The 25,996-nt window shown below is 34.4% G+C and carries 23 protein-coding genes and 1 tRNA gene; 14 read left to right on the plus strand and 10 right to left on the minus strand.

Annotation, left to right across the window (positions count from 1 at the left end; all coding sequences use genetic code 11):
* Positions 1 to 62 precede the first annotated feature (62 nt).
* From KKI44_RS14565 to KKI44_RS14585, 5 genes are all read right to left on the minus strand, one after another.
* Entirely contained in the window at positions 63 to 317 is a 255-nt protein-coding gene (locus KKI44_RS14565) for a hypothetical protein (RefSeq protein WP_040999630.1), read from the minus strand.
* A gap of 16 nt (positions 318 to 333) precedes the next feature.
* Positions 334 to 1,158: a hypothetical protein gene (locus tag KKI44_RS14570; protein WP_146028539.1), complete on the minus strand. Its 825-nt coding sequence runs from the start codon at positions 1,156 to 1,158 to the stop codon at positions 334 to 336.
* Between the two features lie 23 nt (positions 1,159 to 1,181).
* On the minus strand, positions 1,182 to 1,643 hold the full coding sequence (locus KKI44_RS14575; RefSeq protein WP_040999626.1) for a hypothetical protein: 462 nt from the start codon (positions 1,641 to 1,643) through the stop codon (positions 1,182 to 1,184).
* Positions 1,644 to 2,270: 627 nt separating this feature from the next.
* The gene (locus KKI44_RS14580) at positions 2,271 to 2,882 is read right to left on the minus strand and encodes a recombinase family protein (RefSeq protein ID WP_040999624.1); all 612 of its coding nucleotides are present in this window, start codon (positions 2,880 to 2,882) and stop codon (positions 2,271 to 2,273) included.
* 657 nt (positions 2,883 to 3,539) lie between these two features.
* A complete protein-coding gene (locus KKI44_RS14585; RefSeq protein WP_040999622.1) occupies positions 3,540 to 5,948 on the minus strand; it encodes a hypothetical protein in 2,409 nt (802 codons plus the stop codon).
* Between the two features lie 161 nt (positions 5,949 to 6,109).
* Here KKI44_RS14585 and KKI44_RS14590 point away from each other — a divergent pair, with 161 nt between their 5' ends.
* The 4 genes from KKI44_RS14590 (at position 6,110) to KKI44_RS14605 (ending at position 10,771) form a co-directional block, all read left to right on the plus strand.
* Positions 6,110 to 7,249, plus strand: coding sequence for a hypothetical protein (locus KKI44_RS14590; RefSeq protein ID WP_040999620.1), 1,140 nt, complete (start codon positions 6,110 to 6,112; stop codon positions 7,247 to 7,249).
* Between the two features lie 105 nt (positions 7,250 to 7,354).
* On the plus strand, positions 7,355 to 9,094 hold the full coding sequence (locus tag KKI44_RS14595; RefSeq protein WP_040999618.1) for a DNA methyltransferase: 1,740 nt from the start codon (positions 7,355 to 7,357) through the stop codon (positions 9,092 to 9,094).
* A 225-nt stretch (positions 9,095 to 9,319) separates the two neighbouring features.
* A complete protein-coding gene (locus KKI44_RS14600) occupies positions 9,320 to 9,529 on the plus strand; it encodes a helix-turn-helix transcriptional regulator (RefSeq protein WP_040999616.1) in 210 nt (69 codons plus the stop codon).
* Between the two features lie 18 nt (positions 9,530 to 9,547).
* A complete protein-coding gene (locus tag KKI44_RS14605; RefSeq protein WP_040999614.1) occupies positions 9,548 to 10,771 on the plus strand; it encodes a tyrosine-type recombinase/integrase in 1,224 nt (407 codons plus the stop codon).
* 111 nt (positions 10,772 to 10,882) lie between these two features.
* Here the strand turns inward: KKI44_RS14605 and KKI44_RS14610 are convergent.
* From KKI44_RS14610 to KKI44_RS14620, 3 genes are all read right to left on the minus strand, one after another.
* Positions 10,883 to 10,959, minus strand: a tRNA-Asn gene (locus tag KKI44_RS14610).
* Between the two features lie 80 nt (positions 10,960 to 11,039).
* A complete protein-coding gene (gene rseP / locus KKI44_RS14615) occupies positions 11,040 to 12,389 on the minus strand; it encodes an RIP metalloprotease RseP (RefSeq protein WP_214587984.1) in 1,350 nt (449 codons plus the stop codon).
* Between the two features lie 104 nt (positions 12,390 to 12,493).
* Positions 12,494 to 12,934, minus strand: a complete 441-nt coding sequence (locus tag KKI44_RS14620; RefSeq protein ID WP_214587986.1) for a DUF6646 family protein — start codon at positions 12,932 to 12,934, stop codon at positions 12,494 to 12,496.
* Positions 12,935 to 13,038: 104 nt separating this feature from the next.
* Between KKI44_RS14620 and KKI44_RS14625 the strand changes: the two genes are divergently transcribed.
* Entirely contained in the window at positions 13,039 to 13,791 is a 753-nt protein-coding gene (locus KKI44_RS14625; RefSeq protein WP_214587987.1) for a nitrilase family protein, read from the plus strand.
* Between the two features lie 58 nt (positions 13,792 to 13,849).
* On the opposite strand, the gene KKI44_RS14630 is transcribed toward KKI44_RS14625, so the two are convergent.
* A complete protein-coding gene (locus KKI44_RS14630) occupies positions 13,850 to 14,149 on the minus strand; it encodes a thioredoxin family protein (protein ID WP_214587988.1) in 300 nt (99 codons plus the stop codon).
* Positions 14,150 to 14,331: 182 nt separating this feature from the next.
* A complete protein-coding gene (locus KKI44_RS14635) occupies positions 14,332 to 15,741 on the minus strand; it encodes an MBL fold metallo-hydrolase (RefSeq protein WP_214587989.1) in 1,410 nt (469 codons plus the stop codon).
* Between the two features lie 271 nt (positions 15,742 to 16,012).
* Between KKI44_RS14635 and KKI44_RS14640 the strand changes: the two genes are divergently transcribed.
* The 9 genes from KKI44_RS14640 to miaB all read left to right on the plus strand — a co-directional run bounded on the left by KKI44_RS14640 (position 16,013) and on the right by miaB (position 25,995).
* On the plus strand, positions 16,013 to 17,545 hold the full coding sequence (locus KKI44_RS14640) for a helicase HerA-like domain-containing protein (RefSeq protein ID WP_214587990.1): 1,533 nt from the start codon (positions 16,013 to 16,015) through the stop codon (positions 17,543 to 17,545).
* A gap of 117 nt (positions 17,546 to 17,662) precedes the next feature.
* Entirely contained in the window at positions 17,663 to 18,886 is a 1,224-nt protein-coding gene (locus tag KKI44_RS14645; protein WP_214587991.1) for a PolC-type DNA polymerase III, read from the plus strand.
* Positions 18,887 to 19,133: 247 nt separating this feature from the next.
* Complete coding sequence (gene lysA, locus KKI44_RS14650; RefSeq protein WP_185117447.1) at positions 19,134 to 20,333, plus strand: diaminopimelate decarboxylase; 1,200 nt, start codon at positions 19,134 to 19,136, stop codon at positions 20,331 to 20,333.
* A gap of 46 nt (positions 20,334 to 20,379) precedes the next feature.
* Positions 20,380 to 20,811: a hypothetical protein gene (locus KKI44_RS14655; RefSeq protein ID WP_214587992.1), complete on the plus strand. Its 432-nt coding sequence runs from the start codon at positions 20,380 to 20,382 to the stop codon at positions 20,809 to 20,811.
* 156 nt (positions 20,812 to 20,967) lie between these two features.
* Positions 20,968 to 22,701: a thiamine pyrophosphate-dependent enzyme gene (locus tag KKI44_RS14660; RefSeq protein ID WP_214587993.1), complete on the plus strand. Its 1,734-nt coding sequence runs from the start codon at positions 20,968 to 20,970 to the stop codon at positions 22,699 to 22,701.
* 83 nt (positions 22,702 to 22,784) lie between these two features.
* Complete coding sequence (locus KKI44_RS14665) at positions 22,785 to 23,273, plus strand: hypothetical protein (RefSeq protein WP_214587996.1); 489 nt, start codon at positions 22,785 to 22,787, stop codon at positions 23,271 to 23,273.
* A 17-nt stretch (positions 23,274 to 23,290) separates the two neighbouring features.
* Positions 23,291 to 23,707, plus strand: coding sequence for an energy transducer TonB (locus tag KKI44_RS14670; RefSeq protein WP_214587998.1), 417 nt, complete (start codon positions 23,291 to 23,293; stop codon positions 23,705 to 23,707).
* Positions 23,700 to 24,428: a hypothetical protein gene (locus KKI44_RS14675; protein WP_214588000.1), complete on the plus strand. Its 729-nt coding sequence runs from the start codon at positions 23,700 to 23,702 to the stop codon at positions 24,426 to 24,428. The genes KKI44_RS14670 and KKI44_RS14675 overlap by 8 nt, the downstream gene beginning before the upstream one ends.
* Positions 24,429 to 24,555: 127 nt before the next feature.
* The gene (gene miaB, locus KKI44_RS14680; RefSeq protein WP_214588002.1) at positions 24,556 to 25,995 is read left to right on the plus strand and encodes a tRNA (N6-isopentenyl adenosine(37)-C2)-methylthiotransferase MiaB; all 1,440 of its coding nucleotides are present in this window, start codon (positions 24,556 to 24,558) and stop codon (positions 25,993 to 25,995) included.
* The last annotated feature ends 1 nt before the right edge of the window (position 25,996 follow it).

Here is a 25,996-nt window from a genome sequence, read left to right on the forward strand (position 1 = left end):
GAGAGAGGGTACTTTTGAGACAGCCTCTTTTGACTTGTATTAATATTTTTGGAATACATATCTTAAGTTCTGGAACGGTAAACTTTAGTACATACAAAAAGATTGAATGCAAAAAGACCCATTAAAACAAAACAAATAGTTCTACCGGTATCTAAAACGGAAGTTATCGAGAAAATTTCGTGTTTAATTTCTTTGTGGTTTAAATTTAAATAGTCAATAAGTTTGTTCCCGTATGCGACAAAATTATCAATAATTCCTAAACACAATACAATTCCTAAAATACTGATCAAAATTCCAATAAGTGATAATGTTTTCATAAGTTTATTTTAAATTTTAGTATCCTCTGTTATTTTTGAATTCTTTCTCACATTTTAAGGAACAAAATTCTTTTTCATCGGTTACAATAAATTGATATTTATGTTGATTTGTATCTTGGAGTTCATAACTTTCAATGCAGGCTTGGGGACTAACTGTTAAAACCGTCATTACAGAAGCAATCATTTCAAAAGGGTCTTCAGACTTAGGTTTTACAATTACCCCTAACAAATCCTTTGAAGTATAAATAATCGCTTTGATATCAATCTTTTTTTCACACCATTTACATTCAGTGCTTCCAACCTCGATCTTGTTTTCAGCCTTAGATAGTGGATCGGGATTCGGGTCACTCATTATCTTTTTTAGTTTGATAATATCCTCAGATGATAATCCCACATATTTCTCGGTTAGGTTTGCATTATCTATTAGTCTTTCAGCTTCGGGTGTAATTACTATATCATCCCAAGAAAATGTTTTACTTTCAAAAGAATTTAGATCTTCAATATTAATGTTTTGATCATTTTCTAATTTAGTATCTTCTTTCACTACGAATTCTTTAGAATTTTCCTCAAATACATTTTGAGAATACCGGAAATCTAATATCCCTTTCCTATCATTATAATCATATACTGTTACAATAAAGAAAGAGAAAATGAAGTACAAAAGTATATTCGAAAATACGGTAACTTGATAAGGATCATCGTCATAATCATCCGGGACGAAAGAAAAAATTATTGCGGAAAGAATTTTAACAACCACCATTATAGCGAAGAAAGGCAATAGAAATGAAGTTGTAATCATTGATTCGAAATCAAGATTCTCAAGGTAGTTTAAATAATTCATGATGAATTTCGGTTTTCGGTGGTTTATTTTTTATAGTAATCTAATCTTTTCTCCTTTGTTCCGTCACCATTTTGATCATAATATTCATAATCCTGAAGAATTAATTCCTTGGAATCACTATGTTTAATGTAATAACGTTCTCCATCAATATCTAAAATATTTGTTGTAGCATTATAAGAATAAGGATATGTTTCTATACTCCCTATTTGTTGACATTGTTGAGTGGAAGAATTTAAAACATAATTTGTCAATAAGTATTTACTGTTTGTTGTAAACTCATGTATTGCTTCTATTTCGCATTTAGCATGATCGTAAGAACTTAGGGGAGTGTCGGTTTTACCGTTGAGAATTACCGTTTTGTAACGGTGCCATTTACCGATAAATTGTTGTGATTGATTTTTATTTTCTTCTGTAGTTTCAGAATCATTGTTTGAACATGAACCTAAAAAGATTACTGTTAATAGAGATAAATAAACTTTTTTCATAGTTAAAGTTTTATTTCCTTTCAGTCCCGAAAAAGAGTTGTTAATTAATAAAGAAAGCGTGAGGACTACTAAACTTATTCTATCAGGTAGGTTCTGGTAAACCGTTAGGGTCAAATAAGTAGCAGACCCCCACGCCATATAGATATGACATGAGAGTTGCTAACATATTCCCCCTAATTAAATGTACCAGATTTACCTGAGGAATGTCGTTAGACAAGCGTTCTATGTGTTCGAAATGTATTTGATAGGATTATTTAATCTTATCAATAGCAAATATAATTAGTCTATCATTAAAGTGAAAATTTATTTTCGTAAATGTTGTAGCAAAATATACAAAACTCAAAATTAATCAGTTGAAAGTGTACTTTATGTTAAGTTATTAAGACTTTATATGTACTTTTCGGTACCTTTAAGGTACATTTTTGCCGTAAATCATAAAAGATTGAAATTTAAACCGGAAAATAAAAATCTTTATCTGGGAACATATAACAGTGTTCATTCAATTATAATATAAAAAACAATATTATTTTGCACCGAAAAAAACCGTACCTATTAACAAGCAAGTGCTAGTTTTTTTTGAAAAATTCAAAATTTAAGGTTAAATGGATGGATTAACATTACTTACATTTACATCATATCAAGTTTTACAGCAACTTTTTTTACTTTCTGTACTGTTTTAGTTGACATTTCAAGTAGTTTTCCAATCTCTCTTAATGTTCTTCCTTTTTTCAGATATTCCAACGCCTTTTTATTTTTTGGTTTATTAATGAAGGTTGCATCACTTTCATTAGACCCGGTGGGACGGCCAAATCGCACATTTCGCTGAAGGGCGATTAATTTTCCGGCGGCGATCCTTTCCCTTAGGTTACTAAGTTCCTGCTCATACAAACTTGAGATTATCGTAATTATGACTTTCCATATAGGGTTTTTCTCTCCATTAGGTCGGGATTGTAGTCCCATGTTTCTTACCACCACATTAATCCCATGCTCCTCAAAGATCTCGAGTGTTTCGAGTACGTTTCTTGTATTACGACCCAAACGGGAAATTTCTTCGACCACTATTTCAGTTATCTGACTCTTTCCCGCAAGATCAATTAAGATCCGTCCGTTCTCTCGGTCTCTAAAATTTACTGTGCCTGAAACTTTGTCTAATAATACCAAATCATATTTATCCGTATCTGCTTCAAAACGATTTCCTGTCTGACCTAAAGTAGAAACTCTATTATATTTAACCCTCATTTTTGTTGTAATTTTAATTTCAGATTAAATTTACGGCGAAATGGACGTTCTGCCTATGCTTTTAGCACTATTTAGCGTTTAAAAACAGATGTAGTTTTTGTTTTAAATTTTAAGACCGCAGAATTGTAAAGAATAATAATTAAATATTGTTGATCAGGAATTGAGTCTGGTTTTTTTCAATTGGAGAGCAGAATAAAATTAAGCACTCAAGGTCCCCGGTAACTGCAGTAAACTGAAGAGCAAAATATTTTTTAGTGCAGGTCCTGTAGAAATCTATAGTTACAATTGTACATGAATTGAATGATCTCCGGATAGAAAATTTATTTTGCTTGTGTGGAGCAAAACAATTCTATCTTCCGGATGTATCAAAATTACTATATATAAAAGAAAGGTGTGAATTAACACCTTTCAAATTGTAGATTATATAACCCCCTGCCCCCCTTGCCTTAAATCCTTCCTCCGTTCCCTCCTCCTAATTACTATGGTTCGATAGGGGGGATAATATCTCAAAATTATTTTTTTCCAGTTTTTCACTAAAATTTCAGAAAAGTGTTATTTAATATTAAACTGGAGAAAAACCTTTAGAATATTTTGATACCCAAAATAAAAATAAAAATTTTTCAATTTTTTTGCCTAAAAATTGAGTTTTTTTGATGACTATGCAGATTTCTTTTTGATGATAAACTCGTCTGCTATTGATAAAGGTAATCCTGAATAAACCAGTGCTGTACATTTATTTCTTAGTGTTCTTGCTCTTCCAACTGCCTGTATTAAATCTGATTCTATTAACTGGAGTTGAATATTTCGGAGATCTTCATTATCAAATGTATTGAACATAAATTTAAATCCATTGTATTCAATTTTTTGATAACGGAACGGTGAGTTGAAGTAATCGAATTCTACTCCCATAAGTTTGGCGAGGAGGAAATATTCGATATTATTACGGTGCGGAGTTCCTACAACCACCAAATCTTTACCACTGAGATAATCATATCCTGAACAGTTCCCGAAATGGATATCTTGGGTTGGATTTTTAAATAATCCTTTAAGTCTTTGAAAAGTAATTACTGTTTGTTCCCCAACTTCTTTACTTACAGTTTCCCCATATCTTTCCAGACCACTTCTTGAACATGAACGTCCGGTATATTGGATGACCTTTCCAACCTGTTCCACATTTCTTATATCAACAGATTCAAATTCAATATTTGGATACAGTTTTTTATAAAAGTCAATTGGAATAGTTGCTGATAGGATAATATTCTTTTTATTTTCCGGTAATTCCTTTTTCATAATGTAATGAATAGAACCCTCATGTTTGATGAAGAATTTACTGTTAAGAAAATCAAACACATTGGTTTCCAATATTCTTTTATCGTCAATAAATTTAAATAAATCATCCTGATCGATATTAAAGAATGGTGTTTCATAGATTCCTTCCTTAATATCTGAAAGATGATTTGCTACTGACTTTAAAGGGGTGTAGAAATACTGCACTCCAGCTATATCTTTGATTGAAGTTGTTTTTATCTCAACCAAAGTATTTAAAGGATCTTCATCGAAAATTACGGTTTTGTGCAAAAGACAATCAGAATTAATTATTCTTTTATGGGTGGATAAAACGGTTATGTCTGGATTATCACACAGATCAAGTTGAGAACAATAATCTATTGCCAACTGTACATCTTCCTTGTTGGAAAGATATTTTCCTTCGGCAATATTCCGTATGATTTTCATTGATTTTTTTGGTAATCCGATCTTATAAAAATATTCAATTTTTTTATTGAGAAAAGAGTCTTTAAACTCAATCGAATCCGGTGAGTAAGTATAATTAACCTTCATTCTTTCCTTTATTTCATTTTTCAAATGGTTGGTAGGTAAGGCAATGATACACTTTTCTACATTTTCAAGTAACCGGGTTTTACCAATGGCGGTTGGTAACGAAAAAATATAAGTTTTACCGGTTTCTTCACTTGAAATAACCTCATTGAATTTTGAAATCATTTTATTTTCTGCTTCTTTGAGACTTATATTCTCTACCGGTGTTATGACCTCGATATGTCCCCGGATATTGCGAACTTCTGTTATAATATCATGAATCTCCTGATCTTCCAGATGGGATGAAAACCTATGAACTGGAATCGGATTATATCCTTTAAGTTTCACATAAGGTAATATGGCAAAATTATTTTTGGTATAATCTGTTTTACCAGTCTTATTAAATTTATTCATGATTGATTTCATCTTCTTTAATCCTCCTCTCACGTACATTAAATTGGTTGCCAACCCAAATAATTCTTGATGATATAACCATTTTCCACTATTGAAATCATTTAATATTTTTATTTTTTCGCACGCCTTATCCCAATTAATTACTTTTTCCCCTGCTATAGAAGTACAATTTAATTTATTATGTGATGCTAAAAAATGTACATTCTTATTATTAGAATATAAGGGTTTACAAAAATTAGCATCAATTGAACTGGTATCTGTAATTCCTCTAGTAAGATTATTATCTCTGGCAATTGTATTTATATCAATAAATTGTATGAAATATTCTAAAGAAAGGGGAATTTTATTAGTTATATGAACATTCGTACCACCATAGAAAATCCTAGAAGGGTTTTTACAGTTAGGATCCGTGTAGAATAACTTTTCCAAAGTAATCAAAATCTTTGTATAAATTCTCTTACATGTAATGGGGGTGTCAAAAAAGAGAACCACCCTGAATTTATGCAGATGTTCCGAACTACTGAACGTATCGTAATGAAGATTTGGGATAATATCAAATTCTTTGAATTTATAATACACTTCATCTAGTGTTATTTCTCCTTTATCGAAGTCCATTCCAATTATCGAAGAGTCAATCCAGTTATTATCATTTATTAATCCTGAAAATGTACCACCACACCAACTGTGTGCCTCTGGCTTTAAAATTAGTTTCGAAAATTCTTCTATTGTTGATTTTATCGGAATCATTGAATTATAAATAGTTTTAAACAAACCATCCTCTATTTTTTCGTTGAATATTCTGTTACTTACAGAATATTTAAATGTTTTTTCTTCCATTTTTTATTTATTTGGAAAGTTTATGAAGTGGAAAACCACTCTTAATAAAAATATAACCGCAAAAAATTGAAAAACCAAAAAAGACAATAAACTTTAGCAGTTTTTAGCGTTTCTTGTTTATTTTCCAAACAGTCGCTACATTTAGGGTTTAAATTTTCAGCATGAATATTATTGTCACTGCCCTTCCTCAATGTCCAAAGGAAGAACTGAATGAAGTTGTAAAATTACTTAACACTGTTCCCGGAACGGTAAAATTTATAAAGGGAGAAACAATACCCACCGAAATACTTCAACTACAGATTAAGGATTATTCTTTGCAAAAACGTTTATCCTTCGGACAGTATTGGGAAATCCTCAATATGTACAGGATTATTAATAAAATCCCAACCGATAATTATGCTGTATTAATATCACCAAATAAACATGATGAGAATTGGTTCAGTGGTTTTAACGGTCATAATATATTTGTGGATTCTAACGATTGGGAATATTTTTCTGATAAAGATTCAAAGTATGGGATAGCCTTTCAAATTGTCGAGAATATTATTCAGTCTTTAATGAAATTAAATATCGATAATATTTATACTGAACCTAATATCCATAAGGAATCCATAGGTTGTATTAATGATTTTTGTGGTAACAAGAAAGACATCATGTTTAAACTTCGTCAGGGGTATATCTGTGACTCGTGTGTACAGAGAATTTTGAGTGAAAATATTGATATTGTTGTTATAAGCCATTTGAAATCAATTATAGATTCTATACGGAATTCGATGGTGGATAATTTTAGTTTAATTCTAAACCAGATTCCAAAAGAACCGATATGTGTGGATGAAAAAGGAATACTTACGATAGGAAAACATAAGATCAGTCTGGGTCCCCAACCTAAATCTTTATATTACCTTTTTCTGAATCATTTAAATGGTATTCTAACAAATAAATTAGACGAATATAAAGAAGATCTGACTGAAATTTATGTTCAGATAAAATATCCACCAACAAAGTCTTTAAAGAATAGAGATAAGGAGGAGATTAAAGATCATATTTTAGTTTTAAAACAGAAAGAGGTTGATGAAATCGTAAAGAAATTATTTGAAAACGATTATGGGTATAAAAGATTTTTAAAAGAAAAAAATTCTATCAATAAGGAAATTAATCAGACTGTCGGTGAGAAATTAGCGGAGTTCTACATGATCAATACTTTCGATGATTCTGTTGATAAATACTATAAAATCAATATTCAAAAGGAGATTATATCAATGGATCAGAAATACATTTTAAAGAAAGGCAAAACAAAATAATCGTCATTTTTGTAACGTTACAAAACGAGGTTTGTAATGTAATTTGTCTTCACATTTTTTGGTGACCCCTGTTACTTTGCATCATAATATTTAAACAATAATATCATGCACAAAGAAACATTTACAGCAGGGGTAGTTTTGCCGTTATTTAACAGAGTAACCAAATTATCATTAAATCAAATTGAAATTCCGGAAGAATGGGATGAGTTATTTGACAGGAAAGAAAAGAAACAGTTCATTAAAAAATTACAGGAACAGTTTGAGAAGACAGGATGTTATATTCCTCTGGTTGTCTTCAGGTATAACGATAAATATGTCATTGTAGATGGTGTTTTAAGATTTTTAGCGTTACAGGATTTAAATTTAAACCAAATCGACTGTATAATTATTGAAAAGACACCCAACTCGAAAGACCAAGTCAAAGATTGGATTATTGAATTTAATCTGAAATCGGTTCCAACTGTTGAGGAACGCAGAAGATTACTCTCTCACTATTTGAGAGTGGTAGATGGTAATGAAGAGGATGAAATTTCATGTAATGAAAAGTATGGATTCGTTTCTGAACAATATGGCAGAGGATGGGGACGAAATAATGTTATTACGGCAAAAAGATCATTGGTCTTCGATAACGAAAATCCGGAGAATGCCCTTAATCTTTCTACAAGACTTTTAGAAAATGAAATATCATTCGACAGAGCAAAAAAATGTCTTGATATTTTAGCAGATCCAAAAAATAATTATGACCTCCAAAAGGAAAATGAGGCTAAAATTCTTGAAGGATATATCAGTAAAAACTATGACTTAAAAAAAGCAGAGTCAATGATGCGTCAATACAATACTAAAGTTGATAGGGGAACATCTGAAATCACTGTTTTAAATGATATTTCTTCAGACAGATATTTAATACTTCCCGGTAACAGTCTGGATACTCAGTTTCCGGAAGGAACATTGATCAACGGTATTTTTACCTCAATTCCTTATTTCAACCTAATAGAATATGGAAAAGATAATATTTCGAAGGGAAGTAGAGATATAGGATCTGAGTTGGAAATTGGAAGAGAGAAAAAACGTGAAGATTTCGTAGAAAATATTGTTGATGTTATGAAAATAGGGGCAGATCATATGACTGAGGATGGTGTTATCATTATCAATCTCCATGATACCTATAAAGGTTCAATTTGTGTTGGTGTCGTTGCGTTATTGATTTTAGAGATGCAGAAGGCTGGTTTCTTTTTTATTGATCAGATTATCTGGCAAAAATCAAATCCTAAGCCCCAAAGTAACGAAACTTCACGTTTTACAAATTCATACGAATCTATTCTTATATTTTCCAAATCACCGGATTATTACTACGATCAACTGAGAATATTTGATCCAGAAAAATCAGCAACCGTTAAAAGTGGTTGTTCAGAACAGGGAAACAAAGGTTTGGGCAAAAAGAAATCATATCATATTTCTAATCCCTATAAAACGATGAGAAATTTCCTATGTGATAACGACATTGAACAAATTTTAAAGTTAAATATCTCAAAGGAGAGATCACAGAAGGATGGTCTTCAGAATGGGTTTTTCGGGTCGTTTCCAACCTTGCTACCCATTCCATTTATCTTATCATTTTTTCCTGAAAACGGGACTGTATGGGATCCCTTCGGCGGAACTGGAACAACAGGAAGAGCGGCATTGATGCTGAACCGTAAAGTGATTATCAGTGAACTGTATGAAAAAAACGTTGCCAAAATCTCAGAAATTCTTGAAAAGGGTGTTTCTGAATATGATGAAAATGAATATTCTTCTTTGAGAAAAGATTTTCTTTCCTCAGATGATCAAATTGATCTTGCTGCCTAAAGGTTTTCAATAACCATCAGGAAATTTTTATTTACCGTTTCCTATAATTTAATCTAAACTTTTATCAAATTTTTTAATTCACAGATTTTGTGAACAGAATAAGTCATGTCTTGAATTTGGGTATGGTTACATTGAAAAAACGTAAATTTTTAACTGCCGCTTTGGCAAAATCAAAACAAAGGCTTAGCATTGCGATGCCTTTGTTTTCAAAATAATATCAAAACTATGCAAGAAAACAGATATATGGATCTCAATTCATTAATAAAATATATCCCTTTCACAAAGGCAACGATTTACTCAAAAGTAAACAGAAATCAAATACCATTTAAAAAAATTGGAAAAAAACTAATATTCAGTAAAGAGGAGATTGACCGTTGGATTGATGAAGGCGGAAAAATGAAAAAAGAAGTGAAAATTCCGGTTTTAGTGGTTTAAATTTAAATATTTTCAAAAATGGCAACATGTAGTCTCGTACTCGACAAAAGAGTTAAACTGAAAAATAATAATTATAATCTAAGCATCCGTATTATTGAAGGTAAAAATCAATTGTATCTCAATATCGCAAAACTAACAGAGGTACAGTATTCTCATATTTTTGATAAAAAGAATATGGAGGAAAAATCAGTAGAATTCCGCCATGAATGCATTAAACGGGTTTCTCAAGCTGAAAAAATAATATCTGAACTTGATTTTTTTGACCGGAATAAGATTAAAACTAAGTTTTTCAATAAAGATACTGATTTAAAAAATGAACAGATTTTTACCTCTTTAAAACTATCAGACTTATTTACACGGTACATTTCAGAAAATGAGCATCTGAGTTTTAGAACTATTAAACATATGGAGCATTCCCGGAATGTTTTTTTGAGAGGAAATTCCGGGATTAGTATTACCGAGATTGACAAAGAGTTTTTAGTAACTAATGAAAAAAAGAGACTTAGGAAAGGAACGTCTATATCATCCATTAATTCCAATTTACGGGATCTCAGAACGGTTATCAATTACTTTTGCAATAAAAAGAAAATAATACCAAAAGATTATGTTTATCCTTTTTCAGCAGAAGGATATAAGATTACAGAATATATTCCCAAAAAATATGTGTTGTCAAATAAAGAAATTGAAAAGATCGTAAATTTTAAAAATTTTGCAAATCCTGAAGAAGAATTTGCAAGAAATATTTGGGAACTTCTTTACCGTTGTAATGGGATCAACTTTGCCGATTTATTGAGATTGAGGTGGGAACAGCAAAATGGAAAATGTTTTGTGTTTTTCAGGAAAAAAACTGAAAAAACAAGAAAAAATTTAAAAAAGGATGTTGTTGTTCCTATTGACAGGAAGCTGGAACTATTGCTACAAAAAGTAGGTGATAGAAACAGTAAATTTGTATTGGGTTTTCTAAAAGAAGGATATTCAGAGCAGAACTTTGATTATTATAATCGTAAACTTAGAAAACAGATTAATTATTCACTATCGGAATTATCAGAAAAATTAGAACTTTCCGTTCCTTTGAAACTCAAGACCGCAAGAGATTCCTATGCGTCAGTTTTAAAAAGAAGTGGGGTTTCTATTGATAAAATATCAGAAATGTTATCCCATTCCAACACTAAAACTACTCAGCATTATTTAGACTCAATGGATTTGGATACGGTTTTTGAAATCAACAGTCATTTGATTTAATTAAAAATAATATTACGAGTTTAAAATGACTTATGATTTTGAAAAGTTCTTGCAATATTCTTGCAACAGGAATAAAAAAACACTTACGATCCTCGTAAGTGTTTCATTTTGTGGCTCCTCCTGCTGGGCTCGAACCAGCGACCCTCTGATTAACAGTCAGATGCTCTAACCAACTGAGCTAAGGAGGAATGTCCTTTGTTTTAAGTGGTGCAAATATAGGACGAATATTTGTACCCTGCAAATATTTTTTTAAAATTTTGTAAAAATATTATAATTTCCCCGCGAAGATCTTGAAGATGTCGCTTCCAAAGATTACTAACATCAAGCCTAACAGGAAGATAACACCAATCGTCTGTGCATTTTCTAAAACTTTCTGAGGAACAGGTTTACCCACAATCATCTCATAAAGAGTGAAAATAACGTGTCCTCCATCCAGTCCTGGAATAGGAATAAGGTTTAGGAATGCCAGCCAAACCGAGAACATCGCAGTAAAGCCCCAAAATGCAGCCCAATTGATGGAAATTTCTCCGTTTGCATTTTTATCTACCGGCATGTTTTTTACAATAGCAATCGGTCCTCCTACATTTTTGTATCCCTGAATTTTAGAGTTAAACATAATTTTAAACTGTTTCACCTGCATCGTTAAAGACTCAATAGATCTTTCAAAACCTCTGGGAATAGATTCCCCGAAAGAATATTTTTTATCTGTAATGAAGTTTGCTAATGCTTTCTGATCTACACCAACACCCAATTTTCCGTTTTTGTCAACAGATGCAGCAATTGTTTCAGGTTTTCCGTTTCTTACAACTTCTATGTTTACCGTTTTTCCTTTATTTTCAGATAAAGAAGAACTTACTTCATCAAAATAAGGTGTTTGTTTTCCGTTAATCGCAACAATTTGGTCTCCTTTTTTAAGCCCTGAAGCCTGAGAAACAGGAGTTGCCAGAGAATCGATAATCATTGGAAATCTCGGCGTAATATAAAGTTTAGCCTCTCTTTGTTTTAAAACTTCTGCAACGCCATCTTTATTAACAGGAAAAGTTACTTCTTTTCCGTTTCTAAGTACCGTTACATTATCTCCTAAAAGAATATTGATGGAAGCATTTTCCAGTCTTTCAACAGGTTTTCCGTCGATATTAATGATCTTATCACCATTCTGGAATCCCATTTTTTTTCCGGCTTCCGTAACTCCGATTCCGTTGTTGAATTTGGTAAGATCTGTGTATGTTTCACCGTTAAAAAGTGAAAGACACGAGTAAATTAACCAAGCCAAGAAAAAGTTCACCGTAACACCGCCCAACATGATAATCAGCCTTTGCCAAGCCGGTTTTGCGCGGAATTCCCATGGTTGTGCAGGCTGTTTCAACTGTTCGGTATCCATGCTTTCATCCACCATTCCGGCAATTTTTACATATCCTCCGAAAGGAAGCCATCCGATTCCGTATTCCGTTTCGCCAATTTTCTTCTTGGCTAAAGAAAACCATGGATCGAAGAACAGATAGAATTTTTCAACTTTGGTTTTAAAGTATTTGGCGGGTAAGAAATGCCCAAGTTCGTGTAGGATAACCAGGATAGAAATGCTCAATATAAATTGAAACAGTTTGATTGCTATTTCCATTAATGCTTTTTATGTTTAATTTGCAAAGGTAACAATTATCAAAACTATGCCAAATAAAAAAGCTCCCCGAAACGAGAAGCTTTGTCATATAATGGGATGATTTATTATAAATTAATCGAAACTCCGAGACTGCCATTGTTGCCGACTTCTGCGAAAACGCCGATTCTTTCAGTAAAAAAGTACCTCGCTCCAATGTGGGCTCCTAACCCAAAACTGTTTCCTACAACTCCTACATCTGCTCCGGGATAAATATCGAGTTTTTCAGGAAGCTGTAAAGCGTCTTTCAGATGAAAATTGATTCTTCCGAATACAAAAGCACGGTTTTTATCATCATTATTTTTATAATTATCAAAATAAATGTTCAATCCGGCTCCTACGGAAATTAGTTTATTCAATCCATAATCATAAGTTCCGGTAATTCCTGTTCCGTAGCCCCATGCGCTGAGTCCGGCATTGATTTTCTGATCTCCTTTTCCTGTCCACGCCTGAGCATTGGCAAATGTTCCCGTAAGGATGAGAACAAACATAAAAAATAACTTCTTCATAAATTTTACTTTTTACTAATTTTTATCGATTAAATATTCGCAACAAAAATAAAACCGAAATCATTGAAAAATCGTATTTTTAGGGAAGTTTTTTAACAAAGTTTATGAAGATTACAGGATTGAATTTAGATATTATCTGGAAAAACAAAGCAGAAAACTTTAACATTATTGAAAAAGAGTTGCAGAATCAGGAGGCAGATCTCTTTCTTTTGCCTGAAATGTTTTCAACGGGGTTTTGTATGGATGCTTCCGAAGTTTCCGACAGAAATCTGGAATCGATGGAGTTTTTAAAAAAAATGGCGAAGGAAAAAAACGCTGCATTCTGCGGAAGCGCTCCGGTTGAGGAAAACGGAAAATTCTACAACAGATTGTATTTTGTGCAGCCCGATTCTCAGGTTGAATTTTATGATAAAAGACATTTGTTTTCGTTTTCAGGAGAAGATAAAGTGTACACTCCCGGAAAAGAAAGGGTGATTGTAAATTATTTAGGTTTCAGAATCCTTTTGCAGGTTTGTTATGATCTTCGTTTTCCTGTTTTTGCAAGAAATAATGATGATTACGATGCGATTTTGTATGTGGCAAACTGGCCCGAAAAAAGAGTAGGAGCATGGGAACATCTGTTAAAAGCGAGAGCTATTGAAAATCTGTCCTTCGTTTTTGGATTAAACAGAATCGGGACCGATGGAAATAACCTGTTTTATCAGGAAAGTTCACACTGTTTTTTTGCAGACGGAAAAGAAATTTCACAAAAGAGCGGAAATCTTGTAACAGCAGAATTAAATTTAGAAGAACTGAAAGATTTCAGAAGCCATTTTCAGTTTTTAAATGACCGCGATTCATTTTCAATTGAATTTTAAAGAAAATATATCAAAATTAAAGCTAAAATTTTTTCAATCTTAGCCTTAATCTTTATTTTTATGTATACTGCTTTAGAAGCTGAGTCAATGTATTTACATCATGCACGCCGCTTTCTTTCCACAGCATCTCTCCCTGTTTGAAAATAGCTAATGTCGGAACACCACGAACGCCATACTGATTGGCAAGAGCAGGATACTGATCCACATCTACCTTAATGATTCTTGCCGAAGTTCCTATATTTTCTTTTACGGTATTTAAAACAGACGACTGTACTTTGCAGGGTTGACACCACGTTGCAAAAAAGTCGATAAGAACAGGTCTTTCCGAATCGATAATTTCCTGAAATGCTTGAGACATAGTTGGTGGTTTTTATTAAAAAAGAAACACTTTAGTTTAATAATCCGAAAAGCTTACTATCTAAAATCACTTAAAAAAAACGGAGGTTACCGAAAACTTTGTGCTGTTAAATGCTTTTCAGTCAATAAACTAAAGTGTCATGACTTTATATTTACTACAATGATAATTTCAAAAAAGAGGTATTATATTGTTTTCGACTGACATACAAAATCTGAAGTCGGGAATTTTTCCGTTTTCTTAATTGCGCCGAAACCTCCTTCTATTTCAGTAAAGTTTCTGATTCCGTTTGAGTTAAGGATGCTTGCTGCAATCATGCTTCTGTAGCCTCCTGCACAATGAAGGAAAAAATGCTCAGAATCATCAATCGTGTGAACCCAGTCGCTGATTACGTCCAAAGGTTTGTTGTAAGCATTATCAATATGTTCGGCAGAATATTCCGAGATCTTACGAACATCAATTACTTTTGAGTTTTCATTATAAAGTTCTGCAAATTCTGCAGAAGAAATTCTTTTTACCTCATCTGTTTCTTTTCCGCTGTTTTTCCATGCTTCAAAACCTCCTTTAAGATAGCCCAGAACATTGTCGAATCCAACGCGGCTAAGTCTTGTAATGGCTTCTTCTTCCATGCCTTTGTCTACAATAAGAAGCAAAGGATGCTTTACATCAACGATAAGCGTTCCTACCCATGGTGCAAAATCTCCTTTTAATCCGATATTTACAGAATTCGGCACAAATCCTTTATAAAACTCGCCTGGACTTCTGGTATCTAAAATTAACGCGCCTGTTTCTTCCGCAAAAGCTTCAAAATCTTCAACAGAAACTGCAGTTAAACCTTTATCCATTACGGCATCAAGGCTTTCATAACCGCCTTTGTTCATGGCAACATTCATCCCGAAATATTTCGGTGGAGCCGTTAAACCGTCCAGAACTTCGCGGATAAAAGATTCTTTATCAGGCTGATTCAAAGCATAATTTGTTTTTTTCTGATTTCCCAGAATATCAACCGTCTCTTTCTGCATATTTTTTCCACAGGCAGAACCCGCTCCATGAGCCGGATAAACTGTAATGCTGTCATCCAGAGGCATAATCTTTGTCTGAAGACTGTCGTACAAAATTCCTGCAAGATCTTCCTGAGTAATACTTCCTGCTTTCTGGGCAAGATCCGGTCTTCCCACGTCTCCTAAAAATAAAGTATCTCCTGTGAAGATGGCTGTTTCAACTCCGTTTTCGTCAATCAGAAGATAAGTCGTGCTTTCCATCGTATGACCGGGTGTATGAAGAACTTTTATTTTTATTTTTCCTATTTCAAAAATCTGATCGTCTTCTGCAATAATAGCTTCAAACTCAGGCTGAGCGGTAGGTCCGTAAACAATAGGAGCACCTGTTTTCTTACTTAAATCCAGATGTCCCGAGACAAAATCTGCATGAAAATGTGTTTCAAAAATATATTTTAAAGTTACATTGTCTTTTTCCAGACGATCCAGATAAGGCTTTACTTCCCTTAAAGGATCGATAATTACTGCTTCATTTTCAGATACGATGTAGTACGCACCCTGAGCCAGACATCCCGTGTATATTTGTTCGACTTTCATTATGTGATTGTAACCGTTTTAATGTTTTATATTTGAAATACAAAAATCGTGTTTATTTTTTTAAATACCATCAAAATAAAAAATGGATACTGATAGAATAAATCTATAAAGTTTTTATTTGTTCTAATTTACGATTTCCTGTCTGAAAATTCCTGAAAGAATTGGTGAATTTATTGATTATATGAAATATTTCACAATGGAAATTAATTTAATGATTCATCGTGGTCAGATTTTACAAAAAACTTTATATTTATAGGTTAAAAAAGAGCAAATGGCAGACAAAACACAATTCATTGAAGAATTAAATGCGAGATACACTCCCAAAGGAGATCATATTATATTAGGAAAAGGAATGCTGGATGGCGAAGTCGTTCCGGAAGTTAATGTTACCATTCCGTTAAAAACCATCAACCGCCACGGATTAATTGCCGGAGCAACGGGAACCGGAAAAACAAAAACATTACAGGTTTTCGCAGAACAGCTTTCGCATCAGGGAATTCCGTCTCTGGTTTTGGATATTAAAGGAGACTTTTCGGGGATCGCAGAAGCGGGAACTGAAAATCCTGCCATTCAGGAAAGATATGCCAAAACGCAGCTTCCGTACAATCCACAGGCTTTTCCGGTAGAATTAATGACCATTTCCGGCGAAAGAGGCGTGAAATTAAGGGCCACTGTTACAGAATTCGGTCCGGTTTTATTAAGCAAAATCTTACAGTTGAACGATACTCAGCAAAGCATCATGTCGATTGTCTTTAAATATTGTGATGATAAAGGTCTTCCGTTGATTGATCTGAATGACCTGAAAAAAGTGCTTCAGTACGTCTCAGAAAATCCACAGGGAAAAGCTGAACTTTCTTCCAATTACGGTTCGATAGCTTCTGCTTCTCTGGGCGCGATTTTAAGATCCATCGTTGCATTGGAACAGCAGGGAGCTTCCGGTTTCTTTGGAGAACTGAGTTTTGACGTTCACGATTTACTGGAAACAAGAGACGGAAAAGGAGTAGTAAACATTCTTAGAGTTGCAGACATTCAAAGTAAGCCGCAGTTGTTTTCAACATTTATGCTTTCGCTCTTTGCGGAAATCTACATGACCTTTCCGGAGGAAGGCGACAGTGGAAAACCGAAGCTGGTTTTGTTTATCGATGAAGCGCATTTAATTTTTGATGAATCTTCAAAAGCTTTGGTCTCACAGATTGAAACCATGGTAAAACTGATCCGTTCAAAAGGAGTCGGAATCTATTTTATCACGCAAATTCCGGGTGATGTTCCGGAATCGGTGCTTTCTCAGCTCGGTCTGAAAATTCAGCACGCATTGCGGGGCTTTACCGCTAAAGATAAAAAAGAAATCTCCAAAGCAGTAGAAAATTATCCGACCACAGAATTTTATGATGCTCCAACGCTGATCCAGAATCTGGGAATCGGGGAAGCTTTCGTTACCGCTCTGGATGAAAAAGGAATTCCGACACCGCTGGTTCATACCTATTTAATTTCACCAGAATCCAGAATGGACGTTCTGAATGATGCGGAAATTTCAGATTTAACAAAAAGATCAGCTTTAGTTGCCAAATATGATAAAGTAGTGGATAACGAATCTGCATATGAAATTTTAGTGGGCAGAATGGAACAGGCTGCACAGGAAGCATCGCAGAGTTCTAACCAGAAGACAAAGCCTGTAAAAGAAGAACCCGGAATTTTCGAGCAGGTTTTACAGAGCAGGGCGGGAAGAACCTTTACCAGCACACTGATGCGTGAAGGAGCAAAAGCAATCCTGGGAATGCTTGGTCTGGGAGGAAGACGAAGATAAATATTTTTATTATTTTAGCAGAATTGCCTTATTGCTATTGATGTATTGGCATAAGTTATGTTTCCAGAAGTAAAGGAAATGAATCGTTAATCTAAAAAGAAGTTGTAAAAAATTTAAATGTATTCAATAATAGACATAGAAAGTAATGGTGCAGGTTACAGGAAAGAATGCATTATTGATATTGCGGTTTATAGATATGACGGTCAGAAAATTGTGGACCAGTTTATCTCATTGGTAAACCCCGAAAGTGATATTACCCCTTTTGTGCAGAAATTAACCAATATTACCCCGAAAATGGTTAAAACAGCACCGAAATTCCATGAAATAGCCCGAAGAATTGTTGAAATTACGGCAAATACAACTTTAGTAGGTCATAACATAGATTTTGATTACAGAATGCTTCGTCAATCGTTTCAGAGGTTGGGTTATGAGTTTAAAATCAATACTTTAGATACAATTCCTTTAGCTAAAAAACTGATTCCGGATGAGGTAAGTTATTCTCTCGGAAAATTGGTGAAATCTTTAGGAATTCCTCTAACCAATCATCACAGAGCAGAAGGCGATGCAAGAGCAACGCTGGAATTATTCAAACTTCTGATTTCAAAAGACACAGAAAACGAAATCATTCAGAAGCAGCATGATGAAACCAATTCCAAGACTTACATCAACAAAATCAAGGAATTAACGCAGGATCTTCCCAATGAAAAAGGCTTTGTATATTTTCAGAATGAAGCGGGAAAGATCATTTTTTCCGATCATGTTCAGGACATTAATAAATTTTCAAAAAAAGTTTTTAATTCCAAATCTAAAAAGTGGGAAACCATTCAGAAAGACGTTGAACAGATCAATTACGAACTTACAGGAACGGATATCATTGCCAAACTAATTCTGAATTCTAAAGGAATTAAAAAAAGAGAAATTCTTTCATTCGGTCTGTATTGCAGAAACGGAAAATACGTCGTGGAAAAAAACAAGCTGAATAAACTGGAAAAACCGATTTTAAAATTCAGGTCTTTTACACAAGGCTCGAAAGCAGTACAGTTCATCGGAAAGTTCGAAGAATATAATGATATAGAGGTTTTTAAAAAGAAAATCGAATTCAGAAAACGAAATGAACTCTGGTTAGGACAAGGCAGAAAACTGGGTGAAAAACTGTTTTTGATTATCGAAAACGGAAAAGTGGTTTCTTATGGTTTTTATGAACTTTTTACGCAGATTCAGACCTTAAGCAAGGTTAATAAATTAAAGATCGATCTGCTTTCACAATCTGCAGACCTCATTAATGAGCTGCAGCTAGCTTTGCTCAGGGGAGATTTTGAAACCCTGCCTTTACCGAAATAATAGAACACGGCTGAATCTGAAAGGAATCATTTTAAAATCAGTTTTTTAAAAGTAAAAAAGAATTAGTATTTTTGTAAAAAATTAAAGAAAGCAATGCTAAATTTTAAACAACATAAAACCGGTAAAAAGGGAACTGTGAAGTTCTCTAAGGTTTGGAATGTATAAAAGAGTTGTATTGCATAAAAAATAATGTTAATGGCAGACTCTTTTTTCGAAGAATCTGCCTTTTTTATGCTAAAAAGAAATTATGAATTCAAAAGAATTATTAAAGATTGCCAATGAGTTTGGCACCCCGGTGTATGTTTACGATGCCGAATCCATTAAAACACAATACGAGAAACTTACCTCTTCTTTCCTAAAACACACAAAGTTTTTCTACGCAGCAAAAGCGCTTACCAATATCAACATCCTGAAGTATGTGAAAAATCTGGGAGCTTCATTAGATTGTGTATCCATCAATGAAGTAAAACTTGGATTAAAAGCAGGTTTTCCAAAAGAAAAAATACTTTTTACGCCCAATTGTGTAGATCTTGCCGAGATCGAAGAAGCGATGACTTTCGGGGTGCACATCAATATCGATAATATTTCTATTCTGGAGCAGTTCGGGAACAAATACGGAAACTCTTACCCGATTTTAGTAAGAATCAACCCGCATATTTTTGCCGGCGGAAACTATAAAATTTCTACAGGGCATATCGACAGTAAATTCGGAATTTCCATCCATCAGGTTCGTCATATCGAAAGAGTGATGAAATCTACCAATCTTAATGTGGAAGGTCTTCATATGCATACCGGAAGCGAGATCAAAGATCCGGATGTTTTTCTTCAGGCTTTGGAGATCATGCTGGAATTATCCGAACATTTTCCGAATCTGAAATATCTGGATATGGGAAGCGGATTTAAAATTCCTTATCAGGACACGGAAGAAGAAACCGACGTAAAAACATTAGGAAAAAAAGTGGAAAAAGTAATCTCCGAATTTTCAAAATCAACCGGAAAAAAATTCGAATTATGGTTTGAACCGGGTAAATTCCTTGTCGGAAAAAGCGGATATTTACTGGTGAAAGCCAATGTGATTAAACAAACAACGGCAACTGTTTTTGTCGGGGTGAATTCAGGATTCAACCATCTGATTCGTCCGATGTTCTACGATTCTTACCATGTGATCGAAAACTTATCGAACCCGAAAGGAGCGGAAAGAATTTATACCGTGGTAGGAAACATCTGCGAAACGGATACTTTTGCATGGGACAGAAAGCTTAATGAAGTAAGAGAAGGCGATATTCTGGCGTTCCACAATGCAGGAGCTTACGGTTTTGAGATGAGTTCCAATTTTAATTCAAGATTAAAACCTGCCGAAGTTCTGTTTTTAGACGGAAAAGCCCACCTTATCAGAAAAAGAGATGAATTCGAAGATCTTTTGAAAAATCAGATCGAGGTGTTGTAGATTCTTAAAAAAGGCTTAACTTTATAAAACAAAATAGTAATAATTTATGAAAAAAATATTTTCAGTTTTGGCAGTAACAGTTTTTGCCTTTTCATTTTCCCAGACGTATGTAAATGTTTCTTCGGTTAAAAATCAGGTAGAAAATGTTTACAAAGGCGGACAGGAAAAATTTGAATATGATCTCACCAATAATTTGAGATATACAGCAAATGCATTTCAGGCAAACGGTGATTTTACATTGAATTTTAAAGTAAATGAAAACGGAGATATTACCGACGTTAAACTTTTGCCTGAGCTTTATGATAAAGGATTTGAAAGAGAAGTAAAAAGAGATTTGGGCAGAATGAAAAAGCATTTTGCAGTAAATCAACCAAAAAAAGTTTCCGTTGGATTAAGTTTCGGAAGAGATTTGAAAACTTCAGACGGCAGACTGGCGTTTCAGGGAAGAGACTCTTTTGCGAATCAGAATACAAAATAATCCGGCTCGAAGATATATGGAAGCTCCGCATTTTTTGCGGAGCTTTTTTATTGTTTTTTAATATTTATTTTACGCTCTTGGCATAATCTTTACATCTCTACATTATCAGTCCATGCCAAAAATTTTTCTTAAACATCAACACTAAAATATCAAAATATGGCTAAAAATATTGCAGAGCAAATTGTAGAAATGCTTGAAAACGCCAATGTGAAAAGAATTTATGCCGTTACAGGCGACAGTTTAAACCATTTAAATATAGCCGTAAAAAAAAGCAGCATCGAATGGATTCACGTAAGGCACGAAGAAGCCGGAGCGTATGCCGCTGCTGCGGAAGCGGAACTGGATGGTTTTGCAGTTTGCGCCGGAAGCTGCGGACCGGGACACGTTCATTTAATCAATGGGGTTTACGAAGCACACCGTTCTCATGTTCCTATGCTCGTTATTGCTTCCACCATCCCAAGTGAAGAAATGGGGATGGATTATTTTCAGGAAACCAATACTATTAAGTTGTTCGACGACTGCAGTCATTACAACCAGATGATTACAAGACCGGAACAGGTTCAGAGAACGGTACAGACGGCAATTCAGCATGCAATTTCCAAAAAAGGCGTTGCGGTAATCGGTCTTCCGGGAGATGTTTCGGAACTGGATGCAGAAGAAGCGGTGACTTCCAATAAAATTTTCAGAACAAATCCTGTTATTCGTCCTTCAGATGAAGAATTAAAAGAACTCGCAGATTTAATCAACGAAAGTAAAAAAGTAACGATCTATTGCGGAATCGGTGCGGAAAATGCCAATGCTGAAGTGGTTGAGCTTTCAAAATATTTAAAAGCTCCGGTGGGATATTCTTTCCGCGGAAAAATGTCTATTCAGCCGAATAATCCCAATGAAGTCGGATTAACCGGACTTTTGGGACTCCCTTCTGCTTATCATGCCATGCACGAAGCCGATCTTCTGATTCTTCTGGGGACAGATTTTCCTTACGAGAAATTTATGCCCGTCAAAAACAAAATTGTACAAGTTGATGAAGCGCCCGAACGTTTGGGAAGAAGGGCAAAACTGGAATTGGGATTAACGGGCGATGTAAAAGAAACCATTAAAGCACTTTTGCCATTATTGAAAGAAAAGACTGATGCCAATTTCCTTAAACAGCAACTTGAGTTTTATGAAAAGGTTAAAGAAAATCAGCTAACCTATGTGAAAGATCCGGGAACAGAAAATGCCATTCAGCCGGAATTTGTTACCCATACTTTGGATAAATTAACAAAGAAAGATGCCATTTTTACAGTAGATACAGGAATGTGCTGTGTTTGGGGTGCAAGATACATCACAGGAACCGGAGAACGGAAAATGCTCGGTTCTTTTAATCATGGTTCGATGGCGAATGCAATGCCGATGGCAATTGGAGCGTCTTTAGCGTATCCTGAAAGACAGGTTGTTGCTTTATGCGGTGACGGAGGTTTATCTATGCTTTTGGGAGATATGGCAACGATTTTTCAATATAAACTTCCGGTGAAAATTATTGTGTTCAATAACCGATCTTTAGGAATGGTAAAACTGGAAATGGAAGTAGGAGGAATGCCGGACAATGAAACGGATATGATTAATCCTGATTTTACAATGATTGCCCAAGCAATGGGATATCCCGGAAAAAATGTAAATAAACCTGAAGATGTGGAAGCTGCCATTAAAGAATGTCTGGATTATAACGGTCCTTATCTTTTAAATATTTTTACCAATCCGAATGCACTGGCTTTACCTCCGAAAATTGAAGCCGCTCAGATTTTAGGAATGACAAAATCCATGGCTCAGCTTATGTTGGGAGGAAAAATGGAAGAAGCACTCGACACTGTGAAAAGCAATTACAAACACATTAAAGATCTTTTGTAATGCACATCATGAGATAATACTTTTCTCTATTTGGTTTAAGTAGTATCTTTGTTTAAGTAAATTTAATTTTAATGAAAAATCCTATGAGAACGATATTAGTACTTCTTACGTTTTTCGCATCAAACTTTGCAATAGCACAGTTTAATGATGTAGAAGAAAGAGATGATAATTTTATGACGGAGAACAATAAAAATATTCTCAAAATAGATATAAAAGAACCTTTGCTGCAGGTTGCTGTAAAAAATTGTAACGATTTTAAGGCGGCAAGTTTTGAAGGCGGAATTCCGGCTTACAAAGAAATGCTGAGAAAATATATGTACGATTACCTGAATACAGATTTTTATGTTCTGAACGGTGATTTCACATTTACCCTTACCGTAGACCAAAACGGAAAAGTAACCAATATCGAAGGAACTCCAAAAGTTTCAAACAGTCAGGTATTTTTTGATGATATGAAATATGTGGTAAGAAGAATTAAGAAAAACTGGATTCCTGCAAGCTGCAACGGACAGCCTGTAACATCTCAGATCAAAATAAAAATGAATCTGTCTTCCATAGCAACAGATGTATAAGACAACTTTTAATAACCATGAAAAAATATCTTTTAATTTTACCTTTATTGCTTATAAGCGGTAAAGGCTTTTCTCAAGAAAATACTACTCAGGTTCAACAGGCAGCGGAAAGTTATCAAAAAGCAGAATTTCCGGGAGGCGATCAGGCTTTTCAGAAAGAATTCATGAATATGGTTCATGCCTATATTGATATGGCTCTGTATGCCATTCAGGGAAAAGTGACTTTTGTGTTTAATATTGATGCCAAAGGAAAAATCAGTCAGATCGATGTCCTTCCGAAATTCAAAAACAATGAAATGTTTATCGACGACATGAAATATGCGGCGAAAAAAGTAAAAGGAAAATGGACTCCCGCAAAAAAGAACAGTGTTCCGGTCGATTCAAAATTTGTTATGAAGGTGAATTTCAGTACCAATACTTATGACCATGATTAAAAAGTTTTTGAGTTTTTCTGCAATCATCATCTTTTTTGTATCGAATGCTCAGGTTTTAGATGAATATCCTAAAAATCAGGAATTTTATGAAGGCGGACCGGTGAATTTTTATAAAGAAGCCCATGATTATTTGTCTAAAGGTAATTTTAAAAAATGCAGTGATCAGGAAATTTATCAGCCAAGATTTGTGGTAACAAAAGATGCGGCTGTGAAGCTGGTAAAAGACAACGACACTGCAAATATTGCAAAAAACAGATGTGCATACGATCTGTCGCTCGAACTTCTGAAAAACCTGAAACACTGGAAACCTGCTGAAGTTAAAGGAGGAAAATTCGGTGCTTTGGCAGAATTCATATTGTATCCGAAAGATGTTATGGAAAATTATAAAGAAGGATATAATGCGGATAATTATGTTTTGTCTGCACAGTATCCAAAAGGGTATGAGAGATTTAGAAAGGATTTCCATGATGAATTTATGAGTTTGTTTGCAGACTATCATATTAACGGGAACGTTAATCTGGAGTTTTATATCAATCAAAAAGGAGAAATTACAAACCCGAGAATCTATCCCGAAATTTATGATCCAAAATTTAATATCGATTTTCTGAGAACTTTGTCTCGACTTAAAAAAGTCTGGAAGCCAGCTTTATATTCCAACATTCCGATAAAAGAGAAAATAGTTTATCCCATAATTTTTTCTACAAATTTCTATGAAAGATAATCCTGACATTCTGTCACAATATTTTGTATCTTTGCAAATTCAATAAGTTCAGAATTTAATGTTTTGAGTTCAAACCTGTATGTGTAGAACCTTAGACGTTAAATTTTAAACCTAAAATTCGATTATCGTGCAGGAAAAATATATAGACGAAACAAAACAGGGAGAAGCTTTTGCCATTGCGGAAAAAGCAGAAAACTCAAAGAAATTATTCTTGGAGAGCTACGGTTGTCAGATGAATTTCTCTGACTCTGAGATTGTGGCATCCATACTTAATGAACAGGGATATAATACCACTTTAAAAGCAGAAGAAGCAGATTTAATTCTTCTAAATACCTGTTCCATCCGTGAAAAAGCCGAGCAGACTGTAAGAATGCGTCTTTCACAATTCAAAAACCTGAAAAAAGAAAAACCAAACATGACGGTTGGCGTTTTGGGCTGCATGGCAGAAAGATTAAAAACAAAATTCTTAGAAGAAGAACAGTTGGTAGATCTTGTAGTTGGTCCCGATGCATACAGAGACCTGCCTAATCTTTTAAAAGAAACTGAAGACGGAAGAGATGCAATCAACGTAATTCTTTCGAAAGAAGAAACGTATGCAGATATTAATCCGGTTCGTTTAGGCGGAAATGGAGTTACGGCGTTCGTTACGATTACAAGAGGCTGCGATAATATGTGTACATTCTGCGTCGTTCCTTTCACGAGAGGGCGAGAAAGAAGCCGTGATCCGCACTCTATTCTGGATGAATGCAAAAGCCTTTGGGAAAGCGGGTATAAAGAAATTACCTTATTAGGACAAAACGTAGATTCTTACCTTTGGTATGGAGGCGGTCCTAAAAAAGATTTCGCCAAAGCATCTGCAATGCAGAAAGCTACAGCCGTGAATTTTGCTCAGTTGCTTGATTTGGTTGCAAAAGCCGTTCCTGAAATGAGAATCCGTTTCTCTACTTCTAATCCGCAGGATATGAGTCTGGATGTATTCAGAATGATGGCGAAACACGATAACATCTGTAAATACGTTCACCTTCCGGTTCAGAGCGGAAGCAACAATATGCTGGAAGCCATGAACAGGCAGCACACCCGTGAAGAATATTTAGATTTAATTAAAAAAGCAAAAGAAATCGTTCCCGAAGTTGCTTTTTCTCAGGATATGATCGTCGGTTTCTGCAGCGAAACAGAAGAAGATCACCAAGATACATTAAGCTTAATGAGAGAAGTGGAATACGACTACGGTTATATGTTCGCTTACTCAGAAAGACCGGGAACTCCTGCTCACAAAAAAATGGAGGACAATATTCCGGCAGAAGTTAAACAGAGACGTTTGGCAGAAGTCATTGCCTTACAGGGAGAACTGTCCAGAAAAAGAATGAAATCTTATGTAGGAAGAGTTCACCAGATTTTAATTGAAGGAACTTCCAAAAAGAATGAAAACCAGTGGAAAGGAAGAAACTCCCAGAATGCAGTTTGCGTTTTCGATAAACTGGAAGGGCAGAAAATTGGTGACATTGTGGACGTTTTTGTTTTTGACAATACACAGGGCACACTTTTAGGAGAAACGGTTTCAAAATAAT

It is taken from the genome of Chryseobacterium sp. ZHDP1, assembly GCF_018603435.1.
Taxonomy (GTDB): Bacteria; Bacteroidota; Bacteroidia; order Flavobacteriales; family Weeksellaceae; genus Chryseobacterium; species Chryseobacterium indicum.